Annotated in this window: 16 protein-coding genes; 9 read left to right on the top strand and 7 right to left on the bottom strand. The window is 70.5% G+C overall.

Annotation, left to right across the window (positions count from 1 at the left end; genetic code table 11):
• The first annotated feature begins 30 nt into the window (after nt 1-30).
• The 4 genes from VZL07_RS07415 (at nt 31) to VZL07_RS07400 (ending at nt 3,112) form a co-directional block, all read left to right on the top strand.
• On the top strand, nt 31-933 hold the full coding sequence (locus VZL07_RS07415) for a hypothetical protein (RefSeq protein ID WP_426754654.1): 903 nt from the start codon (nt 31-33) through the stop codon (nt 931-933).
• A 49-nt stretch (nt 934-982) separates the two neighbouring features.
• The gene (locus tag VZL07_RS07410) at nt 983-1,543 is read left to right on the top strand and encodes an RNA polymerase sigma factor (protein ID WP_426754653.1); all 561 of its coding nucleotides are present in this window, start codon (nt 983-985) and stop codon (nt 1,541-1,543) included.
• A gap of 184 nt (nt 1,544-1,727) precedes the next feature.
• Nucleotides 1,728-2,564, top strand: coding sequence for a FecR domain-containing protein (locus VZL07_RS07405; RefSeq protein ID WP_426754652.1), 837 nt, complete (start codon nt 1,728-1,730; stop codon nt 2,562-2,564).
• The gene (locus VZL07_RS07400) at nt 2,561-3,112 is read left to right on the top strand and encodes a hypothetical protein (protein WP_426754651.1); all 552 of its coding nucleotides are present in this window, start codon (nt 2,561-2,563) and stop codon (nt 3,110-3,112) included. Before VZL07_RS07405 ends, VZL07_RS07400 begins: the two co-directional genes overlap by 4 nt.
• Nucleotides 3,113-3,149: 37 nt before the next feature.
• On the opposite strand, the gene VZL07_RS07395 is transcribed toward VZL07_RS07400, so the two are convergent.
• From VZL07_RS07395 to VZL07_RS07370, 6 genes are all read right to left on the bottom strand, one after another.
• Nucleotides 3,150-3,575: a hypothetical protein gene (locus VZL07_RS07395; RefSeq protein WP_426754649.1), complete on the bottom strand. Its 426-nt coding sequence runs from the start codon at nt 3,573-3,575 to the stop codon at nt 3,150-3,152.
• A gap of 189 nt (nt 3,576-3,764) precedes the next feature.
• The gene (locus VZL07_RS07390) at nt 3,765-4,232 is read right to left on the bottom strand and encodes a hypothetical protein (protein ID WP_426754648.1); all 468 of its coding nucleotides are present in this window, start codon (nt 4,230-4,232) and stop codon (nt 3,765-3,767) included.
• Nucleotides 4,233-4,237: 5 nt separating this feature from the next.
• Nucleotides 4,238-5,290 (bottom strand): hypothetical protein, encoded by a 1,053-nt coding sequence (locus VZL07_RS07385; protein WP_426754647.1) that lies wholly within the window; start codon nt 5,288-5,290, stop codon nt 4,238-4,240.
• A gap of 76 nt (nt 5,291-5,366) precedes the next feature.
• The gene (locus VZL07_RS07380; protein ID WP_426754646.1) at nt 5,367-5,918 is read right to left on the bottom strand and encodes a response regulator transcription factor; all 552 of its coding nucleotides are present in this window, start codon (nt 5,916-5,918) and stop codon (nt 5,367-5,369) included.
• Complete coding sequence (locus VZL07_RS07375; protein ID WP_426757251.1) at nt 5,905-7,287, bottom strand: ATP-binding protein; 1,383 nt, start codon at nt 7,285-7,287, stop codon at nt 5,905-5,907. Before VZL07_RS07375 ends, VZL07_RS07380 begins: the two co-directional genes overlap by 14 nt.
• 38 nt (nt 7,288-7,325) lie before the next feature.
• Nucleotides 7,326-8,249, bottom strand: coding sequence for an AraC family transcriptional regulator (locus tag VZL07_RS07370; RefSeq protein WP_426754645.1), 924 nt, complete (start codon nt 8,247-8,249; stop codon nt 7,326-7,328).
• A 156-nt stretch (nt 8,250-8,405) separates the two neighbouring features.
• On the opposite strand from VZL07_RS07370, the gene VZL07_RS07365 reads away from it, so the two are divergent.
• The 5 genes from VZL07_RS07365 (at nt 8,406) to VZL07_RS07345 (ending at nt 12,675) form a co-directional block, all read left to right on the top strand.
• Nucleotides 8,406-9,143, top strand: coding sequence for an SDR family oxidoreductase (locus VZL07_RS07365; protein ID WP_426754644.1), 738 nt, complete (start codon nt 8,406-8,408; stop codon nt 9,141-9,143).
• A gap of 176 nt (nt 9,144-9,319) precedes the next feature.
• Nucleotides 9,320-9,631 (top strand): hypothetical protein, encoded by a 312-nt coding sequence (locus VZL07_RS07360; RefSeq protein WP_426754643.1) that lies wholly within the window; start codon nt 9,320-9,322, stop codon nt 9,629-9,631.
• Nucleotides 9,631-9,894, top strand: coding sequence for a hypothetical protein (locus VZL07_RS07355; RefSeq protein ID WP_426754642.1), 264 nt, complete (start codon nt 9,631-9,633; stop codon nt 9,892-9,894). The genes VZL07_RS07360 and VZL07_RS07355 overlap by 1 nt, the downstream gene beginning before the upstream one ends.
• On the top strand, nt 9,891-11,417 hold the full coding sequence (locus VZL07_RS07350; protein ID WP_426754641.1) for a PepSY-associated TM helix domain-containing protein: 1,527 nt from the start codon (nt 9,891-9,893) through the stop codon (nt 11,415-11,417). Before VZL07_RS07355 ends, VZL07_RS07350 begins: the two co-directional genes overlap by 4 nt.
• Nucleotides 11,418-11,448: 31 nt before the next feature.
• On the top strand, nt 11,449-12,675 hold the full coding sequence (locus tag VZL07_RS07345) for an MxcI (protein WP_426754640.1): 1,227 nt from the start codon (nt 11,449-11,451) through the stop codon (nt 12,673-12,675).
• A 57-nt stretch (nt 12,676-12,732) separates the two neighbouring features.
• Here the strand turns inward: VZL07_RS07345 and mxcH are convergent, their stop codons facing one another.
• Entirely contained in the window at nt 12,733-15,237 is a 2,505-nt protein-coding gene (gene mxcH / locus VZL07_RS07340) for a TonB-dependent siderophore myxochelin receptor MxcH (RefSeq protein WP_426754639.1), read from the bottom strand.
• Nucleotides 15,238-15,343: the final 106 nt, after the last annotated feature.

Below are 15,343 nucleotides of genomic sequence, written 5' to 3'. Positions count from 1 at the left end.
CATGGGCGACGGTACGCTCACCTTCACAGCATGACTGCTCTGTTCTGCGCGCTCTCCATCGCCGTCCTGACCCAGGCCCCGGTGGTGTCGGTTTCCTTCGACCTTCGTTCCCTTCCAGCGCAGGACTATCGGCGGTGGGATGGAGTGGAGCTGGAGCGAAAGGTCGCCCTGAGGCTGATTCAGGAGGGCTTCGCGGTGGTCTCTCCGCAGAGCCCGGCGCAGCTTCGACTGCGCGCAAGCCTCACTCCCGAAGGCCTGTGGCTCGAGGCCACCGGGCCGCGGCAACGGGTCGAACAGGCCGTTCGAGTGGGGCGGGGTTCGCTCGCGGAGCTTCATCTGGAAGTCGCACAGAAGCTCTCCGAGATGGCGCGGGCGGTGCAGCCCGAGCCGGAGCCGCCTCTGCCCGAGCCCGTGCTGCAGCCTCCCGCGGAGGTCGCTGTCGCCCCATCGCGCCCCGAGCTGGACCTGAGCCTGGGGCTGGGAACGCTCTGGCGCGGACCCGGGGTCGATCCACTCCTCCTGCTCTCCGTCAGGCGTGACCTGGGGGCATTCGGCCTGGATGCGGAGGCGGGGCTCGGGGTGTCCCGCGAAGCGGCGCTGACCGTGTTCGAGGCGCAAGGTGGCGCCTTCTTCAGCTATCGGCTCCCTCTGGCGGAGCGACTGCAGCTCGAACCTGGCGCGGGCGTGGGACTCGTCCTCCACGCCTTCCGGCTCCAGGACGCCTGGGTGACGGACCAGACTGGTACCCAGGTGTCCCCCGCGGGCTGGGCCCGGATGAAGCTCCGGTGGCGGTTCACCGAGCGTCTCGTGGCGGAGCTGCGCGTGGCCCTGGGGCTGCTGCGGCCTGTGTCGCATGTGAGCGAGGGCGGGACGCTGTGGTCCCGGGGAGGCGCGAGGCTCGAAACCGGCGCCCTCCTTTCCTGGGGGCAGTAACCTTCGAGGAAAGTTTCTTCGGCTTCAAACGTAGGTCCTCAGGTGATGGATGTCGCGTGCTCTCCACTCCAAGGCCCCGCCCGCTCTGCCTGCCCGGCCCGTGTCATTCGACACGCTCTACGAGGAGCACGCCGAGGCCGTCTACGTCTGGGCCATGCGGTATGCGGCCGGTCGTTCGGGCTGGGCCGAAGACGTCACACATGACGTCTTCCTCAAGGCCTGGGAGCACCAGGCCTGGCTGCGCGAGGAGGATGTGAGGGGCTGGCTCTTTCGCGTCACGCAGAACGTGGCGTTCTCCGCCCTGCGGCGCGAGAAGACGTTTCGACAGCGCATCGCCGACCTCTTGTTTCCAGTGCAGCCCGCGGAGACGGAGGCCACGCCGGAGGCGGCCCTCGCGCGGCGACAGGCGGTGCGCAGCGCCACGGCGACGCTGGACCGCTTGCCGGGGCAGGAGCGGGTGGTGATGGCATTGAAGATTCTGGATGACCTGAGCCAGCGCGAGATTGCCCAGCTCCTCTCGCTGTCAGAGGGCTACGTGTCGAAGCTGATCAGCCGCGCCCAGGGCCGCCTGTTGGCCTGGGGATGGGAGGTGGACGATGGCTCCCCGTGACTTCCGCGCAGAGCTCCGGCGTGAAGACTCGCTCCGCCGCGAGCAAGGGATGCCCCCTGCTGTCCGGGCCCGGCTGTGGTCGCGAGTGCGGGATGCACGCGAGCCGAGGCCTGCATGGCACAGACGTCCTGCGTTCTGGGGAGTCGCAGCGTCGGCGGCGGCGCTGGCTCTCGTGGTGTTCTTCATGCGCGCTCCCGCCGCGCGCTCTCTTGGGGGACTCGAGGTCGCGCAGGCCAGTGCCGACCTGACGGTGCGGGAAGGCGCCGCGGGTGTGGAGATTCAAGGGGGCGAGGCCGCCCTGATGGACGCGGCCCGAGGCATCACCCTCCGGAACCAGGGGCCGCTCGTCGTACGCCGCGAGCCCTCCGGGGTGCGACTGGTCCGCGGGCGCGCGGAGTTCTCGGTGAATCACCGCCAGCCGGGTGCGCCCCCTGCCGTCGTGCTCGTGTCAGGCGGCGCCATCGAGGTCATGGGCACGCGCTTCACGGTGGAGGAGCGGGGGGAGGGAGGCGCGGTCACCCTGCACGAAGGCGCCATTGCCTTCCGTCGGCACAGTGGAGGGGTAGTTCAAGTGAGGTTGGGTCAGACGTTGGAGTGGCCAGTGGCCGAACCTGCCGAGCCAGCGCCTCCCGAGCCAGCGCCTCCCGAGCCAGAGCGGCCCCAGCCGCTGGCGTCGCCCAGTCGGAAGACGGCTTCCTCCCGCGTTTCCCCCACGCCGGTTCGTGCTCCGAGCGCTGAGGACGTCTTGCGAGAGCTGGAGGTCCTTCGCGGTCGGCACGAGTTCGAGCAAGCGGCGAGGTACCTCGAGGAGGCGATGCGCAAGCAGCCGGTGGCGACGCGGGAGCGCCTCAGCTTCGAGCTGGGCTCGTTGCTGACGTACCAGCTCAAGGACGCGCAGCGCGCCTGCGTCCACTGGGCCCGGCACGAACAACAGTTCCGGCGCGGGCACTACGCGGAGGCGGTCCAGCGTGCCCGTGGGACGCTGTCCTGTGAGGGCCGAGACCGCGAGGCAGAGCGATGAGACGGAGGCGCTGGAGCAAGCTGTTGCTGGCCGTGGCGCTGACCGCCTGCGAGCCCGCCATCATCGACCATTCCCCGACCTCCAATCTGCTCGATGCCGAGACGGCTTCCCTGGAGACGGGGCTCGGATACTGGATTGCGTGGTACTCGGCGACCGTTTCGACAGCGCCCGCCGCAGCGAGAGAGGGCGAAGCGGGCATGCGCGTGCAGGTGACCGGTCCGCACGGCTGGGGCGTCCACCTCGATAACTGGCCGGGGTTCGCTGCATCGCCAGGGGCGCACCGCGCCTCTTTCTGGGCACGCGGGACGCCGGGGCGCTCGCTGGTTGCCGAGATGCGGGTGAGCTGGCGCGACTCGGGCGGCCGGGAGCTGCAGGCGGAGACGCTCTCCAGCCCCGTGCTCTCCGAGCAGTGGGTTCGGACGGCTCGCGAGCTGACGGCTCCGGCCGGAACGGAACGGGTGTCCGTGGAGGTGACTGGCGCCGAAGGTGCTCCAGGCGATGTCATCGAGCTGGATGTCCTGGTCGTCCAGGCCTTGGGCGCACCTTGAGATGTCACGGGATGCGAGTCCGTTCTCGGCTAGAGGTTTAGAGCGCCTCCACGGCGTTCTCGAGCCGCATGCCGCCCTGGGGGACGGCGAACCGGGCTTCGTTCCGGCTGAGGCGATGCTTCTTCAAGTCCGCGAAGTCGCCCTTCACGCGAGGAAAGTCGAGGTCCATGACCACCTCGTCCCCCTTCACGAAGACGAGCAGGCATTCTGATTCGGGGACATCCCGCGCCCCGGACCACTCAATGCCAAGCCATTTCCGGACTTCGTCGGCGCCCACGTAGGGCGTGAAGATGTGCAGCGTGTCCCAGTCGAAGTCCGTGACCTCGGGCAGGTGGAAGGTGCCTCCCGCCTCCGAGGCGGTGCGGATGCGCTGTTCCAGCTTCGTGGCGAGCGCCTCGCGTGCCTTGCTCTTCCCGCAGCCGCCCAGCGCCATGCTCCAGGTGAGCAGCACCGCGGCCACCATTGCTGTCGTGCCCCTGGACGTCCCGTGTCTGTGCATACACGGCACTCTACGCGCTCAAACAGAGGATTACTCCGATACGCATGCGTATTCATCGCGCTGAACGACAGGCGCGTCAGCGATAGCTGGCGTACGAGAGGAAGGCGGGCACGGCACGGCAGGCCATGGGGAACGCCCTTCCTCGTCAGGGAGTCAGAAGCCTCGGAGCAGCGGACGGCCGTAGGACAGCATTGGCCAGGGGATGGCGAGGACGACGAGCAGCATGGTGATGAGCAAGCCCAGGGCCCAGGCGCGATGCTTCGCTACGGCGCTCGTGGCTCGACGAGACAGGCCGGAGGCCACGTGCGCGGCCGTGAGGGCCAGGAGCATCAGCAGCGGGTGCTCCAGTCCGAAGAACCGCAGCTGGCCGATGGACATGTTCATCCGGAGCGCCTCCAGGCTGCGAGGCGTGAGCGGGCTGAGCACGAAGTAGAGCGTCATCCCCAGCAGCATCTGGAGGTCGAAGGTCGCGGTGAAGGCAACCTGGAGTCCGCGGTCTCCGGACGTCCAGTCCCTGCCTCGCCTCCATCCCATCAGCGACTTCACGAGCGCGAGCACGCCCAGCACCACCACTCCCCAGCGCAGCCAGGAGTGGAGGAGGAGCACCACCGAGTAGAGCATGTTGTCTATCCACCCTTCTTTGCCGCTGGCATGGACTCAATCCAACGCTGGATGAGCGCCCGGCCTTGTTCGTCCACCACGTGCGTGCCCAGCGGCGGCATCTGAATGGCGCCGCCGCGCTGACTCATGCGGTGGAGCACCGAGCTGCGCGCCACGTCCCCAGGCGCCACGCGCAGAGCGCTGTCTCCAAACAATCCCGAGGTCTGGAAGAACGCCTTCACGCCCACCGACGTGCGCCAGGTGTCCGTGGCCTGCGCGGAGCCGAGCTCACCTGCCTCCAGGCGAAGGTGCAGCCCGGAGCTGCTCCCCAGCGCCATGCGGTTGCCGCTGTGGCAGGACACGCCGCAGTTCATGTGCAGGTAGCCCAGCGCGGCCTGCTCCACCGGCGTGCCGGGGACGCGGGGGACGTCCTGGGGCGGATGGCTCAGCAACCCCTCTTCCACCAGCTTCGCCAGCGTGAGCCCGCGCGCGCCTTCATGGGCCAGGGCAATGGCCTCGAAGCCGAGCACCTCGTCCGCGCGCCCGCGGTGGCAGGACTGGCAGTCCACCTGGCTGGGGATTTCGAAGCCCTCCGTCCCGGGCACGTTCTTCTCGCCGCTGGTCAACTCGAGTGCCGTCTTCTCGTCGTCGCTCCAGCGATACGTGGTCCGAAGCCAGCTTCCGTCCGGGCGCTTCCAGAGGAAGCGCGTCTCGATGCGCCGTCCCTTCCAACTGAATTCCTTCCAGAGCTTGGTCCCCACCGGGAAGCGCCACTCATCGGGGTTCGACGTTTCCACCTTCGTGCCGGGGGGCAGGTAGATGAAGCGCGCCTTGTCCAACCCATCGCTCCAGAGCTGGAGGCCGGGCTCGTAGGGACGAACCTCGGGAGGAATCGCCTTGGCCGCCCAGCCCTTGCCTCCCGCGCCATAGAGGCCCGTGCAGGCCAGGTGTTGGAGTTCCTGGCACTGGATGCCACCGTTCTCCTCCTTCCACCCGCCGTCGGCGGGCGTCCGGGTGCAGCCTCCGGCGAACGACAAGGTGAGGGTGAGCAGCAGGGCACTCCAGCGTGGCGCGGACATCGAGCCTCCTGACGCGAGCGACCCTAACGGCTCGTGGCCAGCGCCTCGTGCGTCTTGCTGACGCACCCCACCGCGCTCACTTGGCGACGGGGTACTTGGCCAGCTTGCGCTGCAGGCTCCGCCGCTGGATGCGCAGCAGCCGGGCCGCCTGGGAGATGTTGCCGCCACAGTCCGCCAGCACGCGCTGGATGTGCTCCCACTCCGCGCGCGCCAGGGACGGCACCTCGTGGGTGAGCGCGGCCTCCTGACCGGAGGGGAGGGTGGCGCCAGCGAAGGCGAGCAGGATGTCATCCACGTCCGCGGGCTTGGCCAGGTAGTGCGTGGCGCCGCGCCGCACGGCCTCCACCGCCGTGGCGATGCTGCCGTAGCCGGTCAGCACGACGACGGTGGTGCTCGCGTCCATCGCCTTCAGCTCGCGCACCAGCTCCAGGCCGGAGCCGTCGGGCAGCCGCAGGTCGATGACGGCATAGCCCGGGCGAAAGTCCCGCGCGGCGTCGAGCGCCTCCCGCGCGCTGGCCGCGCCCCGGGCCTCGAAGCCGTGCCGCACGAAGGCCCGCACCAGCCGCTCGCGGAAGCGCTCATCGTCGTCGATGACGAGCACTCGGGACGGCGCCTCACCCGGCGGCATGGACCGTCTCCGTCCGCAAGGGCAGCTCCAGCGTCACGCGCGTGCCGTGGCCCTCCTCGGAGCTCAATTCCAAGCGGCCTCCGCACAGCTCGGCATACGTCTGGGTGAGGAACAGCCCCAGGCCCATGCCCTGGCCCGCGGGCTTGGTGGTGAAGAAGGGCTCTCCCAGCCGGGCCATCAGCGCGCGAGGGATGCCGGTGCCCTGGTCCTCGACGACGAAGCGCAGGCGGTCCGCCTCCCGGTGCGCGGAGACGAGGACGCTCGCCTGGGTGGCCTCGCTCGCGTGCAGCCCGTTGCGCACCAGGTTCATCAAGACCTGCACCAGCCCCCGCACAGGGCACCAGAAGGGCACGTCGGGCCCGGGCTCGAGCTGGAGGCGGGCCTGCTCCGCCGCGCCGAGCTGCTCCCGGAGTCGCGCGAGGACGGCGCCCGGCGTCGTCTGCTCGGGCACCTCGCCCAGCGTCTGCCCGGCGCGGGCGCTCATGCGCTCGAGGATGTCCCGGCAGCGCTCGACCTCGTCGCGAATGAGGCGGGCGTCCTCCAGGGCTTCCTGGGGTTCTTCCAGGATGAGGGCGTCCAGCTCGTTGGCGGCGATGGCGATGGTTCCCAGCGGCGTGCCCAGCTCATGCGCCGCGCCCGCCGCGAGGGTGGACAGTGACGCGAGCTTCTCCGCGCGCGCCGCGAGCCGCTGCGTGCGCGCCAGCGCGGCCTGTCTGTCCCGCAGCGCGGCGGCCACGCGGGCGACGACGAAGGCGATGATGAGCGCGGTGAGCGTGAAGGCGACCCACATGCCCACGACATGGAGCGAGCCCAGCCCGTGGGCGCCCGGCACGTTCACCGAGGGCGGCAGCGGGACGTGGACGGCGAAGAGGCTGGCCGAGCCCACCACGGAGAGCAGCGCGATGAGCGCCGTCCAGTGTGGCCCCAGCACGATGGCCGCCAGCGTCACGTGGACGAGGTACAGCATGCCAAAGGGGTTGGACGGGCCTCCCGACAGCGCGAGCAGGCCCGTCAGCAGCACGGTGTCGAACGCGAGCACGGCGCCCAGCAGCCCCGGTCGGATGGACGGCGCGCGGCGGAGCCAGAGCGCGAGGAACACGTTGGACAGCGCCGTCGTGGCCACCAGCGCCAGCAGCGGTGCCACCGGCAGCTCCAGCTCCAGGCCCCGGACGGCGAAGGCCACCGTCACCGCCTGACCGGCGGCGGCGTGCCAGCGCAGGCGGACGAGCCAGCCCAGCGCGATGTCGCTGGAGGACAGCCGCGCCACCATGTCGCCAGCGGTGCGCCGGAACGCAGAGCGCGGCGGGCTCGGGGGCGCGGCCGGGGCGTCGCGCGGCGGCGCTCCGGTGTGGGTCGGCGCGGTGGACACCCGCACGTCATATCCCGGCGCTCCGGGTGGGGTGTGCGTCAAGTTGACGCATTGCCCTCCTGGAGCGTGCTGCGCAGCCGGGCGATGTCCCGCGCGGGCGGCGCGCCGAACAGGCGGCTGTACTCCCGGTTGAACTGCGAGGGGCTCTCGTAGCCCACCGAGTGGCCCGCCGAGGCCGCGTCCAGCGCCTGCCCCAGCATCAGCCGCCGGGCCTCCTGGAGCCGCAGGTGCTTCTGGTACTGGAGCGGGCTCATGGCGGTGATGCTCTTGAAGTGGTGGTGCAGCGCGGAGGTGCTCATGTGCGCCACGCGCGCGAGCTTCTCGATGCGCAGCGGCTCCGTGTAGTGGTGCTTGAGCCAGGTGATGGCGCGGTTGACGGAGTCGAGCCGCTCCTGGGCCAGGGCGATGTGCCGCAGGCGCGCGCCGTGCTCGCTCGACAACAGCCGGTAGAGCATCTCCCGGATGCAGAGGGGCGCCAGGAAGGGGATGTCCCGGGGCGTGTCCAGGAGCCGCACGAGCCGGGTGGCCGCATCCAGCAGCGCGGGCTCGGCAGGACTGAGCGACATGGCCGGTCCGGGGGACCTGCGCCCGGTGGGCTCCAGCGAGGCCTCCAGCATCAGCGCGCTGAGCTGTCCCGGGTCCAGGTCGACGCGGAGGCACAGGTAGGGGGCTCCAGGCGTGGCCTCCGTGACCTGTCCCGTGACGGGGAGGTCCACCGACACCACCAGGCACTGCTCCGGGCCGTAGGGGAAGAGCTGGTCCGCGAGCATCACCTGCTTGCGGCCCTGCGCGATGATGCACAGCGCAGGTTCGTGCAAGGCATGTATGGGCTCGCTGGGCCGTGAGGCGCGAATCAGGAACACGCGCGGAATGGCGCTCTCATGGACGCCGTCCGCGGGCGTGTGCCTCTCCAGCAGCCGCGCCAGCTCGGCTGGTTGCTTCGGGGTGGGGTGGGCCATCATCCTGCGGAGAAGCGTATGCGGCCCGGCCCTCGAGGCCAGCGTCATTCGCACGTTCGTGCAGGATTGGGCAAGAACCCGGGAGCATCGGAGTACTGCTTCCGCGGCGGGAGCGCGCAGATTGCGGTCGTCCAATCCGCAGTCACGAGGCGCATCCACATGTCTGGAATTGAAGGGAAGGTCATTGCCATCACCGGCGCGAGCAGCGGAATCGGGGAGGCGACGGCTCGGCTGCTCGCGCAGCGGGGCGCGCACGTCGTCCTGGGCGCGCGCCGGACGGACCGGCTCGAAGCCCTGGTGTCCGCCATCCGCGCGGGCGGGGGCTCGGCGCGCTACCGCAAGCTGGACGTCACGAAGCGGGAGGACGTCGAGTCCTTCATGGGCTTCGCCCGCGCCGAGCACGGCCGCCTCGACGTCATCATCAACAACGCGGGCGTCATGCCCCTGTCGAACCTGGAGGCGCTCAAGGTGGACGAGTGGGACCGGATGATTGACGTCAACATCCGCGGTGTCCTGCACGGCATCGCCGCGGGGCTGCCCATCATGAAGGCCCAGCGCTCCGGCCAGTTCGTCAACCTGTCCTCCATCGGCGGCCACTCCGTGGTGCCCACGGCCGCGGTGTACTGCGCGACCAAGTTCGCCGTGCTCGCCATCTCCGAGGGCCTGCGTCAGGAGGTCGGCGGTGACATCCGGGTCACCGTCATTTCACCGGGCGTGACGACGTCCGAGCTCGCCGACACCATCTCCGACCCGGGCGCACGCGAGGGCATGCGCGAGTTCCGGCGGATGGCGATTCCGGCCGAGGCCATCGCCCGGAGCATCGCCTTCGCCATCGAGCAGCCCGCCGACGTGGACGTGAGCGAAATCATCGTCCGGCCCACCGCCAGCCCCTACTGAGCGTGTCACGGCGCGGACGGAGCCTGGCGCGGCTCCGTCCCGCTGTGCGTGGAATGCCGAGCCAGCGCGCGTTCCACGTCTGAGCGCCTGTCTTGACATCATCGCGTGGCGGGGGTGATATGGCGCCCTCTCGATATTGAGAGTGATTCTCAATAGCGCTTTGCTTCGAGGAGAACATGGCGGTTTCGACCCTGCTCATCCTGCTGGGCATCGCCGTGCTCCTGTCCACGACGGCTCGTGCGCCCCAGGGCGTCTTCACCCGTCACCGTGGGTGGCTCCGCGCCGTGGGCGCTGTGGCGTGTCTGGCGGGCGTGGTCGTGGGTGTGAGGGCACAGGGGCTGGGCGTCGGGCTGACGACGGCCACGGTGGTGGCGATGCTGGCCGCACCGGTCCTCGCACTGTGTGGTCCGCTGTGGCCGCGCGTCACGCGGTGGGTGGTGCCGGTCAGCGCGCTCGGCGTGGTGCTGGCCTGGGTGGGGGCGCGCTGATGGCTGCGAAGCATGTGCATGGCGCCGCCCGCATCGGCGCCGCGGTGGCGGCGGCGCCCGCGGCCGCGGTGCTGGCGACGCTGGCGCTGGTGGCGGTGCTGCCCGCCGCCAGGGACGTCCGATACCTGCTCGCGTACCTGGTCGTGTTGCCGGCGATGGTCCTCGCGGCGTGTCTGGCATTGCTGGCCCGAAGCGGCGCGCGGGCCTGGGTGGGCTCGGCGGTGGTGGCCGCCGTGTCGTCCGCCATCCTGGTGCTCACGTGAAGCTGTCTCCCCGCTCGTACTCCATCCTCTGGGACGCGCACGCCTGGTCCGGCGTGCTGTCGTCGCTGATTCTCTTCGTGCTGTTCTTCCTGGGCTCCTTCGCGCTCTTCGCGGAGGAGCTGGCGCCGTGGCAGGAGCCCACGTTCCGCGCGCCCATCGCGGTGCCGGAGGCGCAGGCCGTCCAGCTCGCCCAGCGGCTGGCGGAGGCGGAGACCGCGGCGCGGCCCGTGTGGTTCGGCATCTCCCTGCCCACCGACGAGGAGCCGTGGCTGCGGCTGTGGCGCATGTCGCCCGACGGCGCCATCCGCTCCACCTGGATGGACCCGGTGTCGGGCCGGCAGCTCGGCGAGCGCAGCGACCTGGGCGAGTTCCTCAACGCGATGCACTTCCTGGAGCCGCTGCCCTTCGGCAAGCACCTGGCGGGAATCGCGTCGGGCGTGCTGCTGCTCCTCGTCGTCACGGGGCTGCTCATCCAGCTGGGCCGGCTGGTGCGGGAGCTGGTGCAGTTCCGCCCGGAGTCGTCCCGGCGCACGCTGTGGTCGGACGCGCACAAGGTGACAGGGGTCATCAGCGCGCCCTTCCTGTTCGTCTTCGCCGTCACCGGCGGAATCCTGTGCCTGTCGGACTGGTACACGCCGGCGGTGGTGTCCGCCGCGCTGGACGGGGACGTGAAGGCCACGGATGTGGCCGTGGACTGGCCCACGCCCACCGCGCCTTCCGGACAGCCCGGCGGCGCGCCCGACCTGGGCCAGGCCCTGGCGCTGGCGAAGGCGCGCTTCCCGCGGTCAGAGCACCACCACTTCTTCTTCGACCACCTGGGGGACGCGAACGGCACGGTCCACCTGCCGGGCGAGACGGAGGGCTCGCTGCATGCCTTCACGCACGTGCGGGTGACGCGCGAGGGGGACGTCATCTGGGCGCGCGATACGGGCGGTGGCACGCTCTACACGCAGGTGATGGACCCGCTGTACGGCCTGCATTTCGCGACCTGGGCCAGCTTCCCCGCCAAGGTGCTCTACGCGCTGCTGTCCTGGCTCGTCGCCTTCGGAATCCTGGCGGGCAACCTGCTCTGGCTGGAGCGGCGGCGCCTGCAGGGGAAGAGCCGCTTCGACACCGTGCTCGCCAGGCTGACGGCGGGCGTCTGCGCCGGGCTTACGCTGGCGGTGGCGGTGCTCTTCCTGGCCAACCAGCTGCTGCCCGCGGAGCTGGAGGACCGTCCCCGCTGGGAGCACACCGCCTTCTTCGTGGCCTGGGCGCTGGGCATCGTCAGCGCGTGGGTGGAGGGCTCGCCCGCGGCGTCCGCGCGCCGCCTCCTGGTCCTCGCCAGCGCGGGGCTCTTCGCCGTGCCCCTTGTCGACGCGGTCCGGATGCAGCGGCTGCCCCTGGCTTCCGGCTCCGCGTTCGTGCTCGCGACCGAGGTGGGAATCCTCGTGCTCGCGTTGCTGCTGGTGGGCGCCGCCCGCGCCATCCCCCGTCTTCAGAAGAAGGCTCCCGCGACGATGCCCGCCGCGGTGCCGACCTGAGTCCACGCTTCACCACACCTTGGAGAAACCCATGCGCAAGCGCAGCCGTCTGGCGACTGCATCCACGACGTCCCTCATGTTCCTCGCCGCCTCGCTGACGGCGTGTGGCTCGTCGGACTCGGAGCCGAACGTGAATCCCGACGAGACGGAGAGCGGGCCGATGTACAGCCTCGCCACGTCCATCCTGGGCGAGTCGCCGGTCACGTACGTGAGCGTGTTCGACTCGCTCGACGTGACGAGCCTCGACCTGGAGCAGGCGAGCGAGCACTCCGGCTTCGCGACGATTGGCGCGGCTGGCGGGAAGCTCTTCGTCGGCGCGGGCGAGGCGCCCGAGCTCACCCGCTACTCGGTGTTCGACAGCGGGCGCTTCCAGGCGGCGGGGAAGATCAGCTTCGCCAGCTACGGGCTGGCGACGGCGCCGCTGTACCTCAACCACTTCGCGGACGGGACGTCTGCGTACATGCAGCTGGAGGAGTCGCGGCGCATCGTCTGGAACCCGGAGGCGATGACCATCTCCGGTCCTGTCGAGTCGCCCGGACTGGCGACGGAGCGCGACGGGCTGGTGGTGCGCGCCAGCTATGACCGGGCCGTGGTGGCGCGTGGCGGCTACTCGTTCCAGCCCTTCTACTGGACGGACGGCAACTACTATCGCTTCGCCCCCAGCTCCCAGATTGCTGTCTACTCGCACGAGAATGACAGCCTGGTGGCGCTCCTGGACGCGCCGTGCCCCGGTCTGGACGTGGCCACGCAGGACGAAGACGGGAACATCTACTTCAGCAACTGGGTGTTCAGCGCGGGCGCGCCCGTGGTGGACGCCACCGCGCCGGACACCTGCGCGGTGCGCATCAAGGCGGGTGAGCTGGCCATCGACGAGGAGTGGACGCGCTCGCTGGCGTCCATGGTGGGCGGGCGTCAGACGGCTGCGTTCCGGTACATCGGCGACGGCGTGGGCGTGGTGGCGGCGTTCCACGACGACAGCCCGGGCCTGAGCGCGGAGCCGACGGCGGCCGACGTCACCAACGGCACGCATTGGAAGCTGTGGCAGGTGAACCTGGAGACCGGCGAGGGCGCGCCCATCGAGGGCCTGGACTGGATTGCCGGCGGCTACTACGCCTTCTCCATCGAAGGGCGGACCTTCCTGCTGCTGCCCACTCAGGACTACGCGTCCACCGCCGTGTGGGAGCTGAACGGTAACGGCTCCGCGGTGAAGCGCTTCGAGACGCTGGGCTGGGCCTACCAGCTCGTGAAGGTGCGCTGAAGCTGGCGCGCTATGGCGCCGCCCGCGTTGTGGAGGCGGGCGGCGGCCGGGCTTGTGTCAGTACTCCACGGTGGCCTTGAGCCACCCCGAGCGGCCAGGCCGCTGCACGCCGAAGAAGTCGAACAGCCGCGCGTCGGTGAGGTTGTCGAGCTCGGTGCTGAGGCCCAGGGAGAAGCCCTGCAGCCGGACCTTGTAGCCGACGCCCGCCGCCTGGGCGAACTGGTTGTCGATGGTGTCCTTCGTGCTCACCATGCCCGGTCCGCCCCAGTTGCGGAAGAAGCCGTGGACGTAGCGCGCGGTCCAGAAGGGGGACAGCTCGTCTTCGGCCGTGGCCACGCCGCGCAGTGACAGTCGCGCGGTGGCGTTGAAGAAGAACGACGGTCGGTTGGGCAGCCGCTCGCCCTCGAAGGCGCCGTAGGTGCCCTGGCTGGACGTGTTGCGGATGTCCTGAACGGTGGCATTGGCGTCCACGTGCAGCCAGCCTCCCGGTGAGCTCCAGCCCGTTGCGCCCTCGATGCCCAGCGCCCGCGCCCCGTAGACGTTCCGGTACGTCCAGTCGCGGCCCCTGCCCGCGAGCATGATGAGGTCCTGCGCGAACCGGGCGAAGCCATTCAGCTCGCCGCGGAACACCCCGAGCCCCGTGCGCAGCGGCGCGGTGGCGATGCCCGCGTTCACGTTGTGGCTGGTCTCCGGCGCCAGGTCGAGGTTCTCCCGGATGAGGACGCCGTTGCCGAACAGCTCGTCCATCCGCGGCAACCGCGTGGCGCGCTCGTAGCTGACCTTGAGGTAGACGGGCTCGGCCACGCGCAGCCGCAGCGCCGCGCCACCTCCCAGTTGGTGCAGGTCACGGTCCTTGCTGCGCCACTCGCCGGTGGGTAGCAGTTGCTGGGCCCGGGCCGCGTAGAGGTAGTCCTTGCCGAAGACAATCAGCTCCACCGCGTCGTCGAAGGCGTTGAGCTGGTACTCCAGCCCGGTGACGGCGGTGAGGACGCTGCGGTCCGCGGAGAGCGGGTCCACGTCGCTGGGGCTGACCAGCCGCCGCTCCTCGCCGGTGCGCCCCGTGAAGGTGGGCGCGAAGGCGAGCCGCAGCGTCTGGTTCCGGCTCAAGTCCCAGCTCGCGTTGGCGCGGCCGTAGAAGGACTGCTGCCAGATCGTCTGGTCCGTGGCGTCGCCGCCCAGCTCGCCCGCTACCCGCCGCTCGGCCACCCGGTTGCCGAACCAGTCGTAGACCCACAGGGACGTGTCCTGGAAGTCGGTGGTCTGCCGCGCGTAGCCGGCCAGCGCGTCCACGCGCACCGTGTCGGAGAAGGCCTTCTCGTAGAGCAGCTGCGTGCCGAGCGCGGTGCCGCCGTAGCGCGCTTCGCCGAAGGGACCGCCGCTCATCGACAGGTTGTGCTGCAGGTCCTTGTCGTAGCCGGAGCCGAAGGCGCGCAGGGCGATGCGGTCCGCCCACGCGAGCTGCTCGAAGCCGGCCTCGAGCCCGCCGCCCAGCGCCTGGTAGCCATCATGGAAGCGCTTCACGGTGACGGGGCGAATCTGCCCGCTGTCGTCGGTGTCCTCCACGTCCACCCGGTAGTCGTTCCGGGAGGTGTCCGCGAAGAAGTGGGCCCGGGTGTAGAAGCCACGGGCGGCGGGCCGGTAGCTGCCGCCCAGCGTCAGCCGGTACGTCCCGAAGGCGCCACCCTGCAGCGACACGGCGCCATGGGCCCCTTCCCGGAGCGGCGCCGAGGTGAGGTTGACGGCGCCGCCCAGCGCGTCCGCTCCGAAGCGTGAGGGCACCACGCCCCGGTAGATTTGAATCGAGTCGACGAGGTTCACCGGTACGTTGGCGAAGCCGAAGGGATAGCCGGAGAGGTCGAGCGGCACGCCGTCGAGGAAGAAGCGAATCTGGTCGTCGGTGAGGCCGTTCAGCGAGAAGCGGATGGTGCTGCCCAGGCCGCCGCTGCGGCGCACCTCCACGCCCTCTTGCGCCGCCAGCACCTGGCCCATGTCCACCGAGCGCGCCCGCGCGCGCGTGGTGCTGACGACGCGCACGGCCTCCGCGGACTGGCGCATCCGCTCCGCCTCCGAGCGGCCCGACACCGTGGTCTCCAGCGTCTTCTCCTCCGGCGGGGGCGGCTCCGCCGGGGCTGCCTGGGCTTCCTCCGGAAGCGGCTCGGGGGAGGGCTCGGGAGCGGGCTCGGGGGGCGCGTCCGTGCCCAGCCGGAAGGAGTGGACCAGCTCAATCTGGCACGCGACGGGTTCCCCGCCGACGCGGGCGGGCTCGAAGCGGAAGTCGCGGGCGGCGGTGCGAATCGCCTCGTCGAAGGCCTCGCCCGCCGAGCGCACCACCTCCGCCTCTGTCACCACGCCGTGCTCGTCGATGGTCAGGCGCAGCACCACGTCCGCTTCACGCCCCGCGGCCAGCTCCACCGCCGGATAGGGGACGGTGACGCTGTCGATGCGAGTGGGCGGCTGGACTTGCGCGGGCGCGGCTTCGGAAGGAGGGGGCGGCGCTGCGGATGCCGGCTCCGCGGGGGCCGCCGAGAGCAGCAGGGCGAGCGAGGTGAATGCCGAGAACATCCGCAATCCCGTTTTTGGTTTTGCGTCGCAGTCTCAACTGCGGCGCCAGCCGCTTATCGGGGATTGCGACAGGCCGGTCAAGGCAGCGGCCACGGCATCAGGAAGT

It is taken from the genome of Pseudomyxococcus flavus (assembly GCF_050038885.1).
In the GTDB taxonomy this organism is placed as follows: domain Bacteria; phylum Myxococcota; class Myxococcia; order Myxococcales; family Myxococcaceae; genus Myxococcus; species Myxococcus flavus.
The sequence above is the reverse complement of the archived record's forward strand: the minus strand, read 5'-3'. Positions and strand labels throughout refer to the sequence as shown.